A 17221-nucleotide genomic window follows, 5' to 3' on the forward strand; every position below is an offset into this window, starting at 1 on the left:
GAACTCTTTGGAGTAGCGGCCATTCGATCTCTTGCTCATGTTGAACACCTCCGCTGATAGGGTACACGTTGGTGTCCGATTTTTTCAACTTACCCCAACTATCAAAAGATGATCGCTCTCAACCGCGAAAAGAATCTTATACGGGAAAGCCCTGACAAACGCTTTACGAACTTCTTTTTGGCCCGGGGGAAAGGCGTCAGGCAATTCAATGATCCGTTGAATTGAGGTACGCACCTCCCGCTTGAAACGGGCGCCAAGCCCGGGATATTGAAGTTCGTAATAGGCCACCGCATCACTGAGTTCAAGTTGTGCTTGCGGAACAAAAAACACCTTCATTCGGCAAAAACGTCTTCCAGCGGTATCCCTTTGATCTTGCCAGCGCGATAAGCAGCAAGACGTCGAAGAGCTTCATGGTTCCAAATTTCTTCGATTTTTCGGTCTGGCCGGTCAACGCTTTCCAGCAGCATATCAACCAAGGCGAGGCGCTCTTGTGGTTTTAGTCTCAACGCGTTTTCAAGAATCTCTCTGGTGCCCATTCCTTTTTCCTTCCATGCGACTAGGTGCGAGACAAACCTGCCAACTGTAAGCGCGAAGGAGAGGCAAGTCCGAAACTATATGGACATCATCACCCCTTTTCACCTGAAAATCAACCGGTTAGGGTCATGAGAAAAGGGGTCAAATCTTTATTGTTGACAAGCCTTCCATCCCTCTTTGTTCGCAGATGGGAGATGACTCTCTTTGCGCCTTCTCTCCTTTGCGTGAAACCCGAGCCTGAAAACCTGCCTCACGCCCGTTCGCTGCGCTCTCTCAAGCCGCAAAGAATGCGGAGAAAAACGTTTTTTTCTTGAACGCAGATAAAGGCGGATTTACGCAGATGAAAACATTAAAACCAAATCTTAGGATAACACCTCAAAACCCTGAAACTTTATCTGGGTACACGTTGCGAATTTATCGGTTTTATGCCTTTGACCTTATCTGCGTGCATCTGTTCTTATCTGCGTTCAAAAAAATGACCTTAAAGATCTTGAACCACTTCAATAAAAGGGAGACGAATTTATTTTCCGGATTCCTTTTCATAAAAAACAGTACCAACCCTTTGAATATGATCGACCAGATCAGGGTTGTCTATCTGGTCGTAAATCGAAAGATCGATCTTATAGGGCAGCAGCACGTCATCCAGTGCGTTTTCTATCGACAAAAACGTCTGCCAACCCACCCTGTTCATGATGGTCAGGTCGATGTCGGATGCCGGCCGATAATTTCCTTTGGCGCGTGAGCCATAGATAACGACCCGTTCAACCTCTGGAAATTTCTGAAAAACTGAAATAATTTTTTTTCGGTCCTGCGCGGACAAGCCAAAGGCTTTATTCATTCCATCAAGTCCTCGATCTGACACTTTTGCTGGAACGATTGGTAGAATTCGGCAAATAATCGGCTGTAACGGTTCTCCAGGTTCCGTAGAATTTCGTTGGCCGTCTCCTCATTATATGTATGAACGGTTCGATTTCGATCCTGCAGCATGGCCATCCACCCATGCCCGTCGGAAATCAACTCACGCTTGAAGCCCTCACGGATAGCGTCACGTGAACCTGAAATGACTTCAGCGCCTTGCCAGAGCAAATAATCACGCAGAACATTCCAGGCCAACTCGTAGGTAAACTCAAAAGCCTGAATAGCCCCTTGTTTTTCAATATTGCTCAATTCACGCGTTGCGAGAAGTTCAAGCGCCTCCTGCAACTGAGCGTAGGCTTTTTTGAAATGATTGAATCTCTGCATCCAACGAGTATCTTCAGACATTAATCTATTCTTCCGGTTATAGGGGCACGAAAAGCAAGAGGGGCGCCTTTCGGGGTCGGACCAAGCGAACCATCCGTTTCCACGACACATTCAACCAGAAAACACCCTCATCTTCACCCTATGAGCCTTATGCTCGTGCTCGGGGTCAATTCTTTATTGTTGACAAGCCTTTCATCCCTCTTTGTCCGCGGGTGGACTATGTCTCTCTTCGCGCCTTGGCGGCTTTGCGTGAGACCCGATCTTTGAAAACCTGCCTCACGCCCGTTCGCTGCGCTCTTTCAAGACGCAAAGTACGCGGAGAAAAACTTTTTCTTGAACGCAGATAAAAACGGGTGGACGCAGATTAAATCAAAACCAGGTCGCAGAAAAACCATGACCCGGGTCGGACCAAGCCAACCAACTGTTTTTACGATACATTCAACCGAAAATACCGCCATCTCGGCATCAAAAGCCCTATTTTACCATCAAAATCAAGACTGTCTCAGGCCCATTCGATGTGTTCACTCAGCCAAAGCCGCAATGGAAAACCTGATCCCGAAAGATTTTGAATCGCCCTTCACGCCTTTACCCTTGAATTTTTCTCCTGCATTTCGCTGAGCCAATCAGCCATGAGTTCGGCGTAGTCGTTCAAGTGCGAGAAAATGCGCTTTGCCAGTTCTTCATTGTACGCGTGAACCGTCAGGTTGCGATCATCGACCAATTCCAGGGCCAGGCGTGCCTGCCCATCTGTCAATATCCCGGACTGTAAGCAGGCTCGCACCACGCCCTTAGGAGACCCCTGTCCAGCCCCTCCTTTTCACGGAGATACAGCTGGGCTGCTTTCCAGACAGCTTCAAAGGTATATTCAAAACGTTGAATGGCCGCATCGCGTACAATATCGTCGACATTTTTTCCCAAAGGCAGATCCTGGAAGCTCCCCAGGGCCTTTTCGGCCATTTCCAGTCTTTCTTTCAGGCGGTCCATTCTATCCCCTCTTTCAGCACTCTTTGTCGGAAATCTTCGTCGGCTTGCGACAAATCAACAAGATCCACAGGGTACGGCACATTGCTATTCTCGATCTCTTCCCGAATTTGACTGAGCAGGCCTGCAGGCAAGTTTTTTTCCGGAAACACCGCCACATCGATATCCGAGGTGATTGCGGCACGCCCGGTGGCATGGGAGCCAAAGAGAAAAATCCGGACGGGATATTCTTTGAGGTTTGCCACAATAATTTGTCGAATTTTGTTCAAGTCCTGTTCAGACGCCAAGGTTGCACCTTTCCAAATTAAACAACGCAAAACTGCGTCTTACGCCCGTTCGCTGCGCTCTCTCAAGACGCAAAGTACGCGGAGAAAAACTTTTCCTTGAACGCAGATAAAAACGGATGGACGCAGATGAAATCAAAATCAAAACCAAAACCAAAACGAACAGGGATACACATGCAGCCCTGGGGGTCAAATCTTTGCAGCCCTGGGGGTCAAATCTTTACTGTTGACAAGTTCTGCATCGCTCTTGATTCACAGGCGAGATATGCCCCACTTCGCGCCTTGACGGCTTTGTGTGAGGCCGACGTCAAGATCTGTCTCTGTCTCGTTCGCTTACGCTCGCTCAAGACGCGAAGGCCGCAAAGTTTTTTGGACACACTGTCTTTTGCGGGGCGGATCAAGGCAACCATCTGTTTCCACGCCTGTTTTAACCATAACGCATTCATGCTTCCGGCGTAAACGCTTTTTTGCCGGCAAAAACAGGCATGAACCTTAAGGCCTACTTGTGTGGCCTGTCTTTGGTCGTGCTTAGCGGCGCAGACGCAGGTTGGCTTTGATCTGCTCCCAGCGCCGGCGGTCTTCGCCGGCGAGGTTGCGACCGAATTCGCGCACGAAGGCGACCAGCACGGCGAGAAAACCGGCGGCGAAGGTGGCGACAAGCACCATGAGGGAGCGTTTGGGCTTGCTTTTCAGGTCGGGCACTGCCGCGGCATCAAGGATCTGGAGGGTGGAGGTGTTTTTGGCTTCGCTGATTTTAGCGACTTCGTACTGCTTGCTGATGAGCTCGAAGAGGGTTTCCTGCACCTTATATTCGCGCATGAGGCGAGCGAACTGCAGGCCGAGTTCGGGAACCTCGGCGATGACGAAAAAGAGATCGTCGCCCAGATGCCCCGCACCCGGGGACTGCTCAAGACGACGGATCTGCTCGCGGATCTGGACGATGCTCTCGCGCAGGGCACGCACCTCGGGGTTCTGCTCGGTCTGATAGGAAAGCAGTACGCCGAGCTCGACTTCCTTGCTGGCCAGCTCGCCCTTGAGGCGGGAGACGGCTTCAATGAGGCCTTTGGTCTGTTCATCAATACGGATGGTTTTGTGCTCTTGCTGGAAACGCTTGAGATTTTCCTCGGCCAGCTCGAGATCGCGCGCGACCAGGGCGAGCCGCTCTTCGAGAAAGACCCGCTCGCGCCCGGCGGTGCTGAGATTGATGCGCACGTTGAGCTTTTGCAGTTCCTCGACATAGGCGTTGGCCATCTCCGCGGCGAAGCGCGGATCTTCATCGTCGACGCTGAGAGTGATAAAGCCGGTCATCTTGTCGGCCGAGACATTGATCTTGCCGCCCAGGGCCTGATAGGCGCCGTTTCTGGTCTCCCACCCGAAGCGGTTCATCAGGTCGAAGCGCTCGATGATGGCATCGGAAATCGTGCGGCTCTTGGCCAGACCGACATAGAAATCGGCGGAACTGCCCCCCGGGGAAACCCCCGCCAGAGCGGCGAGTCCGCCCATTCCACCGAGCATGCCGCTCAGCCCGCCCTTTTCCTGCTGAGGAGGCAACAGCCGAGCGGTTGCGGTGAAGATGTTGGGCAGAGTCAAGGTGTAAATGCAGGCCAGAGCGAAGGTGGCAATGCAGGTACCGATGATCAGCCATTTATTCTTGACCAGAACGAGCAGCAGATCGAGAAGGTTGATTTCGTCGTCCGGCTCCGGGCGCACAGGAGGATGATCTTGGTATTTTTGTTCTTCGGTCATGATATTCTCTTAAGGGACGCGGTTTGCGGGACGCGGGACGCGAGGGGCAAAAAGTCTTGCGCCCTGCGGAGCCACATTCCGCGTCAGGGGTCTCTGTTCTTTTTCGCCCGAATCAAGCCACCGAGCATTGATGAAATGGCTTCTGTTTCACGAATCCATTTTTTTCCGAGGGCTTTTTCGATATAGGCGATATCCATACCGATATAAATCTGGGTGCGCAGCTCGCCGCAGGAGCCTTTAGAATATAGTAGAAACCTGACGCACTCGGCGCGGGAAATCCGCTCCATACCTTCGGCAATATTTGAGGGAATCGACAAACCGGATCGAGTGATTTGGTCTTTAAACCCGTAATCTTTTAATTCCCTCAACTCCTTGTAGATATCAGCACTCAAGCGCGCAGAACGCTTCCATACTTCCAAGTCCTCAAACCGCAAAGCCCCTCCCCTCCGTCAAAAAAACCGGCTTTTCGCGCCCCGCATTCCGCATCCCGCGTCCCGGCCGCTAAAACGAGGCCACCGCCGCGGCACCGAGAGCAATCTGGTAGAAGATCTGCGTGAGATCCTTGATCTCGCGCATGATGTGGATGCGGCGGAACTTCTCGGGAACCAGCAGGGTGTCGCCAGGATACATGACCGTGTTGTTGAAGCCGCCGAATACCCAGCGGAAATTCTCGCGATCCCAGCTCACCCCGGCGCCGGCCTGATTTTGGCTGAGGACGGTGCCGTCGGCGCGTACGATGAACATCTCGCGGGTATTGGCATCTTCTTTCGTGCCGCCGACCTGATTGAGATAGTGCGAGACGGTTTTGCCCGGGCTGAAGGTGATGGTAATGGGGTTGTAAACCTGCCCCAGCACCATGACGGTGCGCGGATTGGTGGGCACGGTAAGAGTGTCGCCGTCGAACAGTTCGATGTCATACTCGCTGCCGCGGAAATCCTCCAGAGGCGCGAGCCTGACCACCATGCGTCCGGTGACGGGCGTTTCACGCATTCTTTCCAAAAGTTCCTGTCGGGCCTCGAGCAATGCCTGCGCGGATTGAATGTCGTCGCGACTCATGGCGCCGCCGGCAATTTCGGACGAGACGCGCAACGCCGCCTGCTCCTGCTCACGTATCAGTTGTTCGAGGCGTTCCTGCTGCATCAGACGCACCGACTCACGGGAGAACTGGGCGCCGCGCAGGTAAGCGCGTTCGGTGAAGCCGCCGGCACGGGCCAGCAGGGAACCCAGGCTTTCGCCCTTGCCGACGGTGTATTCGCCGGGGAAGCGCACCTCGCCTTCCAGCCGCACGGTGGCCATTTCGGAGAAATCGGGGAGAGTGCGCACGAAAAGTTGATCGTCGGGATGTAGCGCAATGTTATGCGCGGGATCGCCGGCCAGCGCCTTTTCCAGGTTGATGAGAATCTGCCGGGTGCGACTGCCACGCGCATCGTACTCGAACCGGGTAATCTCCGCTTCATCACGAAAGGTTCCGCGCCGCAGGTTACCGGCGGCGACGACCAGATCGCGCACGCGCATCTCTTCGAAGTAGCGAAATAATCCGGGATCCTGCACGGCGCCGGATATGCGCACCTGGGCGCTCTCCTCCATCTCCTCGCGGGCGAACAGGGTGATTTCGTCGTGCTCCCGAAGCAGAATGTCCTCGGCGGGATCGCCGGCCAGGGCGGCGGCGAGATCGACGGTGATTTTGCGCGGTTGGTAAAGGGGCGGCACCATGCGCAGCACCTCGGCAAAGCCGGGGTAATAGTAGGGCAGCAAATTGTCGAAACGCAGCAGCAGTTCGCTCAGGCGCATGCCTTCCCGCAGCTCATAGGGTCCGGGGCGCGCCACGTAACCCTTGAGCATGACGTAGCGGTTCTTCACCGGGGCAATGGAGTGGACCTGCACCATGTCGCGATCGCGGAGAACGAATTGCAGGCCGGGTTCATCGGCGCGAGGATCTTCACCGAGATCGAGGTCGATGACCTTGCGCGACTGATGGGCGAGTACCCGCTCCACCTGTACCTTGCGCAGATAGGCGGTGGACTGGAAGCCGCCGGAGAGACGCAGCAGGTCGGCCAGGGTTTCGCCACCCTTGAGTTCATAGATGGCGGGGCGTCGCACGTCACCGGCGATGCCGACCTGCGCGCCGGCCATGGGCACATGGATGGTGTCGCCGGCCTGCAGGCGTAGGTCACGGCTGCGGTCGCCGGCGGTAAAAAAGGCATAGAAATCGACATCCGCCACCTCCTGTCCGCCGCGCACCAACTGCACGGCGCGCAGGCTGCCGTTGCGAGTCGGGCCACCGGCCAGGGTCAGGGCGTTGAGAATGGTGGCCATGGAACTGACCGTGTAAGTGCCGGGATTTTCGACCTCGCCAACCAGAAATACCTGGATCGAACGCATGGAACCGAGGGTCACGTTCATTTCGAAGTTACTGAAGTATTTGGAAATTGCCTGGCGGATGGTTTCCCGTCCCTGCTCCAGACTCTGCCCCCAGAGAGAGACGGGGCCGACGCGTGGGATGGTAATGACGCCGCTGCGGTCGATGGTCACCTCGTAGCGCCCGTCGATGGATCCCCACAGGTGAACATCAAGGCTGTCACCGGGGCCCAACGGGTAATCGGGTCCGACGGGTGCGAGGCGATCGGGCAGAAAAGCAGGATCGACAGCTTCAAAAAAGCGGAAACCGAACTGCTTGAGGTCGCGATCAATGCTTGGCGCGCGCAGATCCTGCAAATACCAGGGCGATTCGCGCTCGCCGGTGGCGTCGAGAAAACGGCGCCGCTCCTCCGGCGGCAGGGTCTGCAAGTAGACGCGGCGCCGTTGCTCGTCGAGCTCACGGAACATTCTGGCTTTTTCGCGCAGCGTCAGAGTCTCGGGCGCGGTCACCAGTTCAAGAAAAACCAGGCCCTGATAGTCTTCCTTGCTCAGTTCTTTGGGGTCAAGGGGCGCGGGTCGCAGGCTCTCGCCGCGTTCGACGGCGCCGCCAAGGGGGACCGGCGTCTGCCGAAACTGCTGCTCCAACTGCGAGGGCGCCACTTCTTTTTCTTTCTGCAAGCGCTTTGTCTGCTCGCGCAACCGCTCTTCGTTTCTGCGCTCCGCATCAAAACGCAGGTCTTCCCTGGTATCCGGATCCTGCGGCAGGGGGCGGATATCGCGCGGGTCAAAGGCACGCTGACCAGGGGTGCGTTGATCTTGGCTGCGCAGGTCCTGAGTGCGCGGATCCTCAGAATGGCCGGCGGCCGCAATCAGCAGCAAAATGCTGCAGAAAAAACCAGTCAACAGGGAGAGTGAGCGGCGCCGGGAGGCAGTCAGGGTTCTCATAAGCGGTAATCCAGAGTCAGTAAGGAGAAGTGATGGGTTTCGTTTTGACCGGAGAGGTTGCCCCGGTTACGCACCCGATCAAAGGCATAGCGTCCACTCAGGCGCAGGCTGTCGGTTGCTTGCCAGGCGAGGCTCAAACCGGGCTGCAGGTGGGATTCACGTATCGGATCGCTGTACCCGCGCGTCTGATAGTCCAGATCCAGTGCGGCACTCAATCCGCCGGGCAGATAGGCGGAGAGTTCCCCGTACCAGGAACGGGAGTCGCCGCCCAGGTGGTGACCGAGGATCTTGCGCTCATAGGTGTAGCCGGAACGATATTGGGAATGACGATACCAGACGGGGCCATGCCCCTCATAAGCCAGGTTGGTGTGTTCGACGCGCAGGGCCAGGCGGCCGCTGGGTTCAAGCTGCGGCAGGTAGACACCGGCCAACCAGGCTTTTTTGGCGATGAAGCCGCCGGCTTCGTCCTCGCCGCCGAGTTCGCCGTAGAGTTCCGCATTGCCTAGGAACGGCAGGGTCAGGCGCGCATCAAGGGCAGCCAATTGATTGCTGGTGTCCTCGCCGCCCTCGAGATTCTTACCGACGAGAATGGTGACGAACTCGGAGAGGTCGATGCCGGGACGCCCTTCGCCGCCGAACATGACCGCGCGCGAGCCGCCGATCTCCAACCAGGGCAGCGGCTTGAAGTTCAGGCGCATACCGGCGAAGTAGGGATTGGGCACCTCGCGCGCGCTTTCCAGTTCGCTCCAGAACATATCGAAACGCAGAGGCCCGAGATACTTGAACACCCAGGGCAGCAGAACCGGCGAGGGATTGGTGATACGCAGCATGTCGAGGGGCTTGGCATTGTTGCTGAGCACCAGAGTACCGTTGCGGCCCTGGCCCCACCACAGTGACTGGCGACCGAAGGACAGCTCAACAGGCCCGAGACCCAGAGCAGCGCGGCCGTCAAGCAGCCGCCAGTTGCCGTCGGTGCCTTCTTCCTGAATGGCGAACAGGGGACGCGCGGAAAAATGCAGGCGGCGCCAGAGGCGCGCTTCGCTCTCGAAGATGAGTTGCGCGTTGTGGCCTTCGCTGAAGTTGAGGCCCTGGCGATTGGTATCAAGCGCGAACTGTGTGGCATTGGTGCGGTTGGCGGTGGTCGAATCGCCGCCATCGCGCCAGGCATGGGTGAGGCTTGCGCCGCGCAGGGGCTGAAAGTAGTCGACGCCAACCCGGCCGCCGAGTTCGTCAAGCTCTGAACCCAACTCGCGCTCAAGATCGCGCAGCAGTTCGGCGGCAACGGGCAGGCGAGAAGCAGAATGGCTGCGCCGGGCGGCGGCGGTCAGGCGCGCCGCCTCCAGTCGTGTGTAGGGTCGGCTGCCTTTTAGGGAAGAATCGATGAGACCCAGCCCTTCAAGCTTATCAAGAGCTGGATAGACCCAACTGTCCAAAGGCAGGGGGGCGGAAACGGAGGCGGCAAAACCGGGAGAAGCCAAGGCGAGCATCAGTGCCGCCAGCAAAACAATCCATTTTTTCACAAAATTTCTACCTTTTGCGGGCAACTGGCGGTCGGAAGTAAAAGGAGGATGACATAGGGAAAATGAATTAAACTTCAGAAATTTCAAAACTATCAGTTGATCGTCACTTTTGTCAATATTTTAACCCTTTACCGCCCGGCCACTTCAACTTTGGTGCGCAGCTGCCGACGCTGTTCGGAAAAACAGTAGGAAATCAGGGTTTCCTGGTCTTCATCTTCAATCTCGGTGAAATAGACCGCCACCGACCAGCCAGCCGCACCCTGTTCGACGACACGCACCACGCGTCCCTCGCAGCGCACGATTTCGCGCGGCGGGCCGGGAATACTCAACTCGAAGCCCAGTTTCTGCCCCACCGCCATGGTCAGAACGGCGGTGAACATCATGCCGCCGCCGCTCAGGTTGATGCGCTCACGGGGCGACTCGAAGAGCTCGGGGATGTAATCCGGCTCGTCGCTGCACCGCCAGTAGCGCACCGGCACATCGACATCGATGCGGAAATGCTCGCGCTTCTGGGGATGTTCGTAGGCCTCGGTGGCCTCGAGGAGCACCTGGCGGTCGTTGACCACCTGGCGGATATGCCCGTGCACGGAGATGGTCGGTCCGGCAACAACGATGGCCAGCTTGAATTCGCCCTGGGGGTCGATATTGCGCGGCAGGGTGTCGGGGGGGAAACTGACCTTGACGACGGTGGCCGTGACTGGTTGGGCGATGCCCTCAAAGGGCAGCGATCCCGTGCCCCGCGTGGGGAGGTAGACTTTGACGGATTTTCTTCCCCCCAAATGTTGGAGGGCTGCCTGGGGAGAAATTTTTTCCATGGGGAAAAATCAGATTGCCTGTCAGAAATTGCCGCTGACGATGGACCCCCGGCCGGTCGCAGCGCCGCGGTAGCCCGACATGGCCGCCCGCCCACCGCGAGCCTGGGTCAGCTCACTGGAAATAACCGACATCATGCCACGAATTTTTTCCGAGAGCAACCGGTTGTTGTCCTGCACCTGCTGCATGAGTGATTGGCGCCGTTCCAGGGCAGCGACCAACAGCGGATCGGATGTGGCCTCGGGCAGCAAACCGGCGATGACACGGTCGAAGACTTCGACCTGAGCGCGGCGCCTGTGTAATTCTTCGGCAAAAGCGACAATCCCTTGAGCAACGGCGCCTGCCGCCACCGCGTCAAATTCCGCAAGGGCGTCAAGCATTTCGGCATAATGGCGGGTCGAAACCTCCACGGCTTGGGGCAAATCGGCGATGGTCACTGCAACCTCTCGGGGTTTTCTGGTGATTTAAACAGTTTAAGGAGTGAGCAACGTCGCCCACCCCCGCTCGGCATCCTTAATAGGCCGCGGCGACCTGGGCACTCTGTTCGGGTGCCTGGCCAGCGCGCTCCTTGCGCACGATTTCGGCGGCCTGCACCCAGGCCTCGCGCAGCTCGCCAAGGATATTGAGAACCGGCTGCAGTACCCGGGGATCGTTCTTGGCGTTGGCGCGGGGGATTTCGCGCATGATGAAATCATAGAGCGCCGCCAGGTTGGCCGCGATCTCGCCACCGACTTCATGATTGAGGGTGGCATTAAGCTCGGCGATGATGGCCAGAGTTTTGTCGAGGTTTTTAATCTTGAGGGCGCGGTCGCCGTTCTCCATGGCAACGCAGGCCTGGTTGAGAAAACGGATGGCGCCGTCGTAGAGCATGACCAGAATCTGCTCGGGCGAAGCGGTCTGCACCTGAGTATTACGATAGCTATTGAGATAAGCGTTCATTATTTTCTACCCCCTAGGCTGGACAACATGGACATCTGTTGGGTGAGGTAATTGCCGGTGGCGCTCATGGCGCTGACGAGTTCTTCCATGGCGGAGAATTGCGCGCGCAGGGTTTTCTCACGCTGCTCCAAGCGCATTTCCTGCCGTTCGATCTGGGTGGCGATGCGCCGCATGCCACTGTCGGTCGCCTGTTTGCGGCTGGCGAGAATACCGTTGGTGCTATCGGTGGTGCCCTTGAGATACGTCTTGAATTTGGCGGCGATGCCCTCGACGCCATTGCCTCCGGCGAACAATCCGATCACCCCGTCGAGATCGTTGCGAATGGCGTCCTTGAGCTTGGTCCCGTCGACCTTCAGGGTGCCGTCGCGCTGGGTTTCCATCCCGAGCTGGGTCAGAGCCTGAATGCTGTTGTCGCCGCCGATCGCCGTGCCGACCATCATCTGCAGATTGCGCCGCGGCGCCTGCAAGCCGGCGTCACGCCCCCAACTGGCATCGTTTTGTTTGGACACGAAGGAAACCATGTCGTTGTAGGCGGTGACAAATTCACGCACCTTCTTTTCCACCGCATCCACGTCGAGATCGACTTGCAGACCGGTACTCTCCGCCGGATCGCCGTGTTCTTTGAGCAGATCGATGGTCACACCGGGGATGGCTTCGGTAATCGTGTTGCTGGTGCGGTAAATATCGATGCCGTCAACCTGGATATGGGCGCGGGTGCCCTCCTGGGTCTGGGTGAAGAGCGGGTTGGCGTAGCTGCCGCCACTGAGGGAGGCGCTGATTTCAACCGGGGTGCCGGCGTCGTCGGCGGTGATGACCAGCCGATAGGGGTTGTCGGCGTCGCCGTCGTTGATGATGGCGGCCTTGATTCCCGCGCCGGCGGCATTGATGGCGTCACGGATGCCGCCCAGAGAGTTGTTGCTCTCACCGATATCAATCTGTACCGCATCGCCACCGCCGACCTGCGCACTGATGCTGCCGGTGCCGAACTCCTTGGCGTTGACATCGGCAAAGCCCTGACTGACTTCTTTTTCACGCTGTGCCAGGCTCACCACATTGATGTTGTAGCTGCCCTGCATGGCGGTTGCAGAGGCACTGACCTTGAAGAATTCTTCGGACGCGGCCGTAGCCTTGTTGACCACCAGCTTGCCTGCCGATTCGAGCCCTTCGGCCTTGGCCTGCAGATCCTTGAGCTTCTTGTCGAAATCGGTAAAGGCGGTGAGTCGCGTGCGCAAAAAATTGCGGTCGCGTTCCAGCCGCTCGATGGGCTTGCGCTCAGCCTGCAAAAGCTGCTTGATCAAAGAATTGGTGTCGAGGCCGGTGGCCAGACCGCCGATCTGAATGGACATGGGTGTGCTCCCTTGAAGCGCGGGGAGTCGGTCCCGCTGGTCGTCTGGGGCAGACACGCCGCCGGGCGCGCCCTTTCGAGGTGCTTATCGGCAGGGGAGAGAAAAGAGTTTAGAAGAAAATTCTCATGGAATCCGGGAGCGGTGCGTTGGTGGTTTTCTTGAAAAATTCGTCATCGGAGTGCAACAAGAAAGAATCGTACCGCATCCGACTTCTTGCAGTCGCACGCGTTGGAGGTAAAATTTGGGTATGGAAAAAACAAGAAAATTCATCATCGATCGTTGGCGGGTATGGTTGGCGGCCACGCTTTTGGTGCTGGCAGCGGGTTGTACGCATGTACTTCCACCATCAGCAAGACAGGATGTGGATCCCTATCTCGACCTGGCGGCGGTCAAAGAGGCGCCGCATGAGTATGAAGGGCGCACGCTGCTGCTCGGCGGATTGATCGTCGACCATGAAGTGACCCGTGAGGGTTCGCGGCTGGAGGTTTTGAGCTACACTCTGGACCGCTGGGGGCGGCCCTTGCGCGCCGACGAAGACGCGGGCCGCTTTCTGACGAAGACAGAGCGCATTCTCGACCCGGCCCTTTACGAGAAAGGGCGTCAGGTGACCCTGACCGCCGTGGTAAGCGGCACAATGTCGCTGCCTTTGGGCGAAACCGAGTACCGCTATCCGTTGCTGCGCCTGAGCGCCATCTACCTCTGGCCGCGCCACGACCCTTATCGTGAGCGGGATTTGTTCGGGCCGCCCTACTACCCTTATACTCACCCTTATCATTCCCCCTTCCGCCCCTATCCCTTCGGCTGGTATCATCCTTGGTGGTAAGACCGACAAGCGCTGGTGAGCAACGCTCACTCCTTGTTTTTTTCTTAGATCGCTGCGGCGAGGGCAAAAACATATTGGGAGTAATTCCGTGACCCTATCCATGTTCGGCAGCCTGCTGGGCGGCATCGGCCTGTTCATCCTCGGCATGCGCCTGATGACCGACGGGTTCAAGTACGCCGCGGGGCGCGCTTTGCGCGACATTCTCGCGCGCTCGACGCGCACGCCCTTGCGCGGTATTCTCTCGGGCGCCCTGATCACCGCAATGGTGCAGGCCTCGGCCATGGTCACCGTGGCGACGATCGGCTTCGTCAATGCCGGGCTGATGAGCCTGCGCCAGGCGCTGACCCTGGTCTACGGCACCAACATCGGCACCACCATGACCGGGTGGCTGGTGGCGGCGGTGGGTCTGGATTTCAACATCCAGGCCCTTGCCTTGCCCGCCATCGGAATTGGCATGGTTCTGCGCGTGTTACGCGGCGAGGGTCGAGCGGGGCGGCTGGGCGAGGCCCTGGCGGGTTTTGGTCTGTTTTTCAGCGGGCTCGACGTGCTTAAGAACGCCTTCGGAGCCCTCGGGCAGGGTCTTGAATTCAGCGCCATTGCCGGCGATGGCCTGCTCGCCGTGGCGGCCTTTGTCGGCGCCGGTTTTCTGCTGACGGTGCTGCTGCAATCCTCGAGCGCCGCGCTGGCCATCGTTCTGACCTCGGCGGCGGGCGGCGTGGTCGGGGTCGCCGACGCGGCGGCCATGGTCATCGGCGCCAACGTCGGCACCACCCTGACCGCCCTGATGGTCGTGCTTGGAGCCACCGCCAACGCCAAACGGGTGGCGGCCGCCCACATCGCCTTCAATCTGATTACCGGCGTGGTGGCCTTTGCCGTTTTGCCGCTGATTCTGGCGCTTTTCGCCACCGCGCAGAGCCGGCTCGGTCTGGGCCTCGGCCCGGCCACGGAACTCGCCCTGTTTCACACCGCCTTCAACGTCCTTGGCGTGTTGCTGTTGTGGCCCTGGACCGGCCGGCTGGTGAAATTTCTCAACACCCGCTTTGTGCGGGGGGAGAAAGACCAGGGACAACCCAAGTACCTTGACCGCACCCTGGCCGCGACGCCGGTGCTTGCCCTGCAGGCGCTGAGCCGCGAACTGGCCCGCCTGGGAGCGATGGTGCGCGCCATGGCCCGGGAAGCCATCAGCAGCGAACAGGTCGCTACGCAGAATCTCGAGGAGGAGCGCGCGGCGGCCGACCATCTGATCGAGGCCATCGGCGAATTCAGCAACCGCATGCAGCAGAACAATTTGCCGCCGCTGCTGGCGGATGTGCTGCCCGATGCCTTGCGGGTATCACGCTACCACAATGAGATGGCCGAGCTGGCGGTGCTTATCGGCCAGGCGCAGCAGCGTCTCGGGGATCTGGGGCAGGGGGAGCTGGGCGCCGAAATCGGAGCCTTCAAAGGCCGGGTGGTGGGCCTTTTGACCGCCTTCGACCACCGGCCTGACGAGGGCCTGGAGGCCGATGCCATGAGGGAACTTCAAGAGGCCTACCAGGGTCTCAAGAGCCGCCTGCTGCGCGCCGGGGCCGAGGGGCGTGTTGCGGTACGGCGATTGGTCGAGGAACTCGACAATTTGAGCAATATCCGCCGGCTCGCCGAACAGGCCGACAAGGCCGCGCGTTATCTGCGCAATCTGCACGATTACATGAAGGATGAAAAACCTGCCACGGAGGTGCTTAAAGAGGGAGAAGGACCGTCTCAGGAATCTTGAGTCAGAGCGCCGGAGCCAGGAACCAGTTCCTGGATCACGCGAAAAAATTCGTTGAAATCAACAGGCTTGGCAACATAACCGTCGAGCCCGGCGGCAAGGATGCTTTCGCGGTCGCCGCTCATGGCGTGGGCGGTCAGCGCCAGAATGGGAATGTGCGGATCAAAGGCCCCGGAGCGATCCTCGCGGATGGCGCGGGTGGCGGCCAGACCATCCATAACCGGCATTTGCACATCCATGACCACCAGATCAAAGGTCTTCTCCGCCAATGCACGCAGGGCTTCCTCGCCATTGACGGCACAGTTCACCGTGTGACCCCTTTTCGCCAGCACGCGAACCATCAGGGTGCGGTTGACGGGATTGTCCTCGGCGAGCAGGATGCGCAACGGTCGCCCGCCTGGCGCTGCGGCCACAGCTTCAGGCTCCGCGTCGAGCAATTCGGCGGGCACGACCGGCAACGCCAGATTCACGCTGACGCGGGTTCCCGCGCCCGGAGCACTTTCCAAGTCGATCTTGCCGCCCATCAGGTCCACCAACCTCTGCACAATCGTCAAGCCGAGACCACTGCCCTGAAAGCGCCGCTGATAGGTGCCGTCCTCTTGGGTGAAGGGATCGAAAATCCGCTTCTGCATGTCCGGCGCAATACCCACGCCCGTATCCGCCACGGTCAGGCGCAAGCCGATGTTTCCAGTGTCGGAGCACGGCGCGGCGCTCTCCAGGGACAGCCTCACCTGCCCCTGGGCGGTAAATTTGACCGCGTTACCGAGGAGATTGAAAAGAACTTGCCGCAACCGCGTGGCGTCGCCCATGACCAGGGTCGGCACCTCGGGCGCGATGTGCGAACGCAGAGCGAGGCCTTTTTCTTGCGCGCTCTGGCGAAACAGGGCCAGGGAGTCGTCGAACAGCTCCGCCAAGTCCAGGGGCTCGCTGCAAATTCTCAGGCCGCCGGCATCCATGCGCGACACGTCGAGAATGTCGTTGAGCAGGTGCAACAGGTTCTGTCCCGAAGAATAGGCGATCTCGGCGCATTCTTTCTGCTGGGCGTCGAGGGCTGATTCCTGCAGAAGTTCGAGCATGCCCAGCACCGCGGTCATGGGCGTGCGGATTTCGTGACTCATGTTGGCGAGAAATTCACTTTTGGCTCGATTGGCGGCTTCCGCGCGGCGGCGCGCCTCCTCCAGGTCGCGCTCATAGAACATCTTCTGGATGCCCAGGGCGAAAAGATCGGCCAGGCGGCTGAGGGTTTTCAGATCCTGCTCCCCATAATCGGCGCTGCCGTTGACCACGGCGATCTGTCCGACCGCCTCGCCGCCGCGAAACACCGGCACCGCCATAAAACGCGTCACCGGCACATGCCCCGGCGGCAGGCGGCCGAAGCTGGATTCGGCGGAGGGATTGTTGGTGAAAAAGCCCTGCCCGCGATTGAGCGCCTCGCCGCACAGACCCGGATACCGGCCCTCGGGCGTGCAGGGAAAGGTGCTCAGGCCGCCCTCGGCGGGCATGCGGCAGGCCGGATCCATCATCGCCGAAAGGCTGAAGTGAACGTGATCACGGGTGGCGGGATCAATAATGGCAACAAAACCCTGGCGACTGCCGGTGAGTTCGCAGGCCTTGTCTTTTACGACATCGGCCACCTGGCGCAGATCGGCACCAGGGTCCAGCAGCAGCCGCGAGAGTTCGGCCAGAGCGTCCTTGATGCGGCTTTCCCCTATGGCAGCGGACTGAGCCTGTTGGCGACACAACAGCACATAGAGCAGCACGCTGGTCACCGCGACGAAGAAGACACCCTTGCCGCCTTGCAGCAGGGCCAGCCAAGCCGGATCGGCGGTCATCAAATAGACCAGGCGATCGGAAAGGACAATCCATAGCAGTGCCGCCAGAGCATAACTCAGAGTGATGTTCAGGGGCCGACGCGTCGTCAGGCGCAAGAAAAGCATGAA

At 58.5% G+C, this 17221-nt stretch carries 18 protein-coding genes; 2 read left to right on the forward strand and 16 right to left on the reverse strand.

Going from position 1 to position 17221, the window contains the following annotated elements:
- Positions 1 to 84: 84 nt before the first annotated feature.
- The 15 genes from GFER_RS14945 to fliD all read right to left on the reverse strand — a co-directional run bounded on the left by GFER_RS14945 (position 85) and on the right by fliD (position 12708).
- Positions 85 to 336 (reverse strand): type II toxin-antitoxin system RelE/ParE family toxin, encoded by a 252-nt coding sequence (locus tag GFER_RS14945; RefSeq protein WP_040100845.1) that lies wholly within the window; start codon positions 334 to 336, stop codon positions 85 to 87.
- Positions 333 to 536 carry an addiction module protein gene (locus GFER_RS14950; protein ID WP_040100742.1) on the reverse strand — a complete coding sequence of 68 codons (204 nt, stop codon included), beginning with the start codon at positions 534 to 536 and terminating at the stop codon, positions 333 to 335. The genes GFER_RS14945 and GFER_RS14950 overlap by 4 nt, the downstream gene beginning before the upstream one ends.
- A 518-nt stretch (positions 537 to 1054) precedes the next feature.
- On the reverse strand, positions 1055 to 1372 hold the full coding sequence (locus tag GFER_RS14955; protein ID WP_040100743.1) for a nucleotidyltransferase domain-containing protein: 318 nt from the start codon (positions 1370 to 1372) through the stop codon (positions 1055 to 1057).
- On the reverse strand, positions 1369 to 1797 hold the full coding sequence (locus tag GFER_RS14960; RefSeq protein ID WP_040100745.1) for a nucleotidyltransferase substrate binding protein: 429 nt from the start codon (positions 1795 to 1797) through the stop codon (positions 1369 to 1371). The genes GFER_RS14955 and GFER_RS14960 overlap by 4 nt, the downstream gene beginning before the upstream one ends.
- A 556-nt stretch (positions 1798 to 2353) precedes the next feature.
- Positions 2354 to 2530, reverse strand: coding sequence for a nucleotidyltransferase substrate binding protein (locus GFER_RS19555; protein WP_268746215.1), 177 nt, complete (start codon positions 2528 to 2530; stop codon positions 2354 to 2356).
- Positions 2527 to 2760, reverse strand: a complete 234-nt coding sequence (locus GFER_RS19560) for a nucleotidyltransferase substrate binding protein (RefSeq protein ID WP_200889343.1) — start codon at positions 2758 to 2760, stop codon at positions 2527 to 2529. Before GFER_RS19560 ends, GFER_RS19555 begins: the two co-directional genes overlap by 4 nt.
- Entirely contained in the window at positions 2748 to 3044 is a 297-nt protein-coding gene (locus GFER_RS14970; protein ID WP_052446469.1) for a nucleotidyltransferase family protein, read from the reverse strand. Before GFER_RS14970 ends, GFER_RS19560 begins: the two co-directional genes overlap by 13 nt.
- A 525-nt stretch (positions 3045 to 3569) precedes the next feature.
- Positions 3570 to 4787, reverse strand: coding sequence for a GumC family protein (locus GFER_RS14975; RefSeq protein WP_074669592.1), 1218 nt, complete (start codon positions 4785 to 4787; stop codon positions 3570 to 3572).
- An 83-nt stretch (positions 4788 to 4870) separates the two neighbouring features.
- A complete protein-coding gene (locus tag GFER_RS14980) occupies positions 4871 to 5221 on the reverse strand; it encodes a four helix bundle protein (RefSeq protein WP_040100747.1) in 351 nt (116 codons plus the stop codon).
- 67 nt (positions 5222 to 5288) lie between these two features.
- On the reverse strand, positions 5289 to 8090 hold the full coding sequence (locus GFER_RS14985) for an SLBB domain-containing protein (protein ID WP_052446470.1): 2802 nt from the start codon (positions 8088 to 8090) through the stop codon (positions 5289 to 5291).
- Positions 8087 to 9610: a capsule assembly Wzi family protein gene (locus tag GFER_RS14990; protein WP_040100749.1), complete on the reverse strand. Its 1524-nt coding sequence runs from the start codon at positions 9608 to 9610 to the stop codon at positions 8087 to 8089. The genes GFER_RS14985 and GFER_RS14990 overlap by 4 nt, the downstream gene beginning before the upstream one ends.
- Positions 9611 to 9738: 128 nt before the next feature.
- Positions 9739 to 10425 (reverse strand): flagellar brake protein, encoded by a 687-nt coding sequence (locus tag GFER_RS14995; RefSeq protein ID WP_040100750.1) that lies wholly within the window; start codon positions 10423 to 10425, stop codon positions 9739 to 9741.
- 21 nt (positions 10426 to 10446) lie between these two features.
- Positions 10447 to 10860 (reverse strand): hypothetical protein, encoded by a 414-nt coding sequence (locus GFER_RS15000; RefSeq protein ID WP_040100751.1) that lies wholly within the window; start codon positions 10858 to 10860, stop codon positions 10447 to 10449.
- Between the two features lie 76 nt (positions 10861 to 10936).
- Positions 10937 to 11362 carry a flagellar export chaperone FliS gene (gene fliS, locus GFER_RS15005; protein ID WP_040100752.1) on the reverse strand — a complete coding sequence of 142 codons (426 nt, stop codon included), beginning with the start codon at positions 11360 to 11362 and terminating at the stop codon, positions 10937 to 10939.
- A complete protein-coding gene (gene fliD, locus GFER_RS15010; protein ID WP_040100753.1) occupies positions 11362 to 12708 on the reverse strand; it encodes a flagellar filament capping protein FliD in 1347 nt (448 codons plus the stop codon). The genes fliS and fliD overlap by 1 nt, the downstream gene beginning before the upstream one ends.
- 247 nt (positions 12709 to 12955) lie before the next feature.
- Here fliD and GFER_RS15015 point away from each other — a divergent pair, with 247 nt between their 5' ends.
- Both GFER_RS15015 and GFER_RS15020 read left to right on the forward strand, forming a co-directional pair.
- The gene (locus GFER_RS15015) at positions 12956 to 13531 is read left to right on the forward strand and encodes a Slp/YeaY family lipoprotein (protein ID WP_074669593.1); all 576 of its coding nucleotides are present in this window, start codon (positions 12956 to 12958) and stop codon (positions 13529 to 13531) included.
- Between the two features lie 88 nt (positions 13532 to 13619).
- Complete coding sequence (locus GFER_RS15020) at positions 13620 to 15284, forward strand: Na/Pi cotransporter family protein (RefSeq protein WP_040100754.1); 1665 nt, start codon at positions 13620 to 13622, stop codon at positions 15282 to 15284.
- On the opposite strand, the gene GFER_RS17925 is transcribed toward GFER_RS15020, so the two are convergent.
- Positions 15272 to 17218, reverse strand: coding sequence for an ATP-binding protein (locus GFER_RS17925; protein ID WP_139172192.1), 1947 nt, complete (start codon positions 17216 to 17218; stop codon positions 15272 to 15274). The two genes, GFER_RS15020 and GFER_RS17925, sit on opposite strands and share 13 nt — an antisense overlap.
- Positions 17219 to 17221: the final 3 nt, after the last annotated feature.

The organism is Geoalkalibacter ferrihydriticus DSM 17813 (assembly GCF_000820505.1).
GTDB lineage: Bacteria > Desulfobacterota > Desulfuromonadia > Desulfuromonadales > Geoalkalibacteraceae > Geoalkalibacter > Geoalkalibacter ferrihydriticus.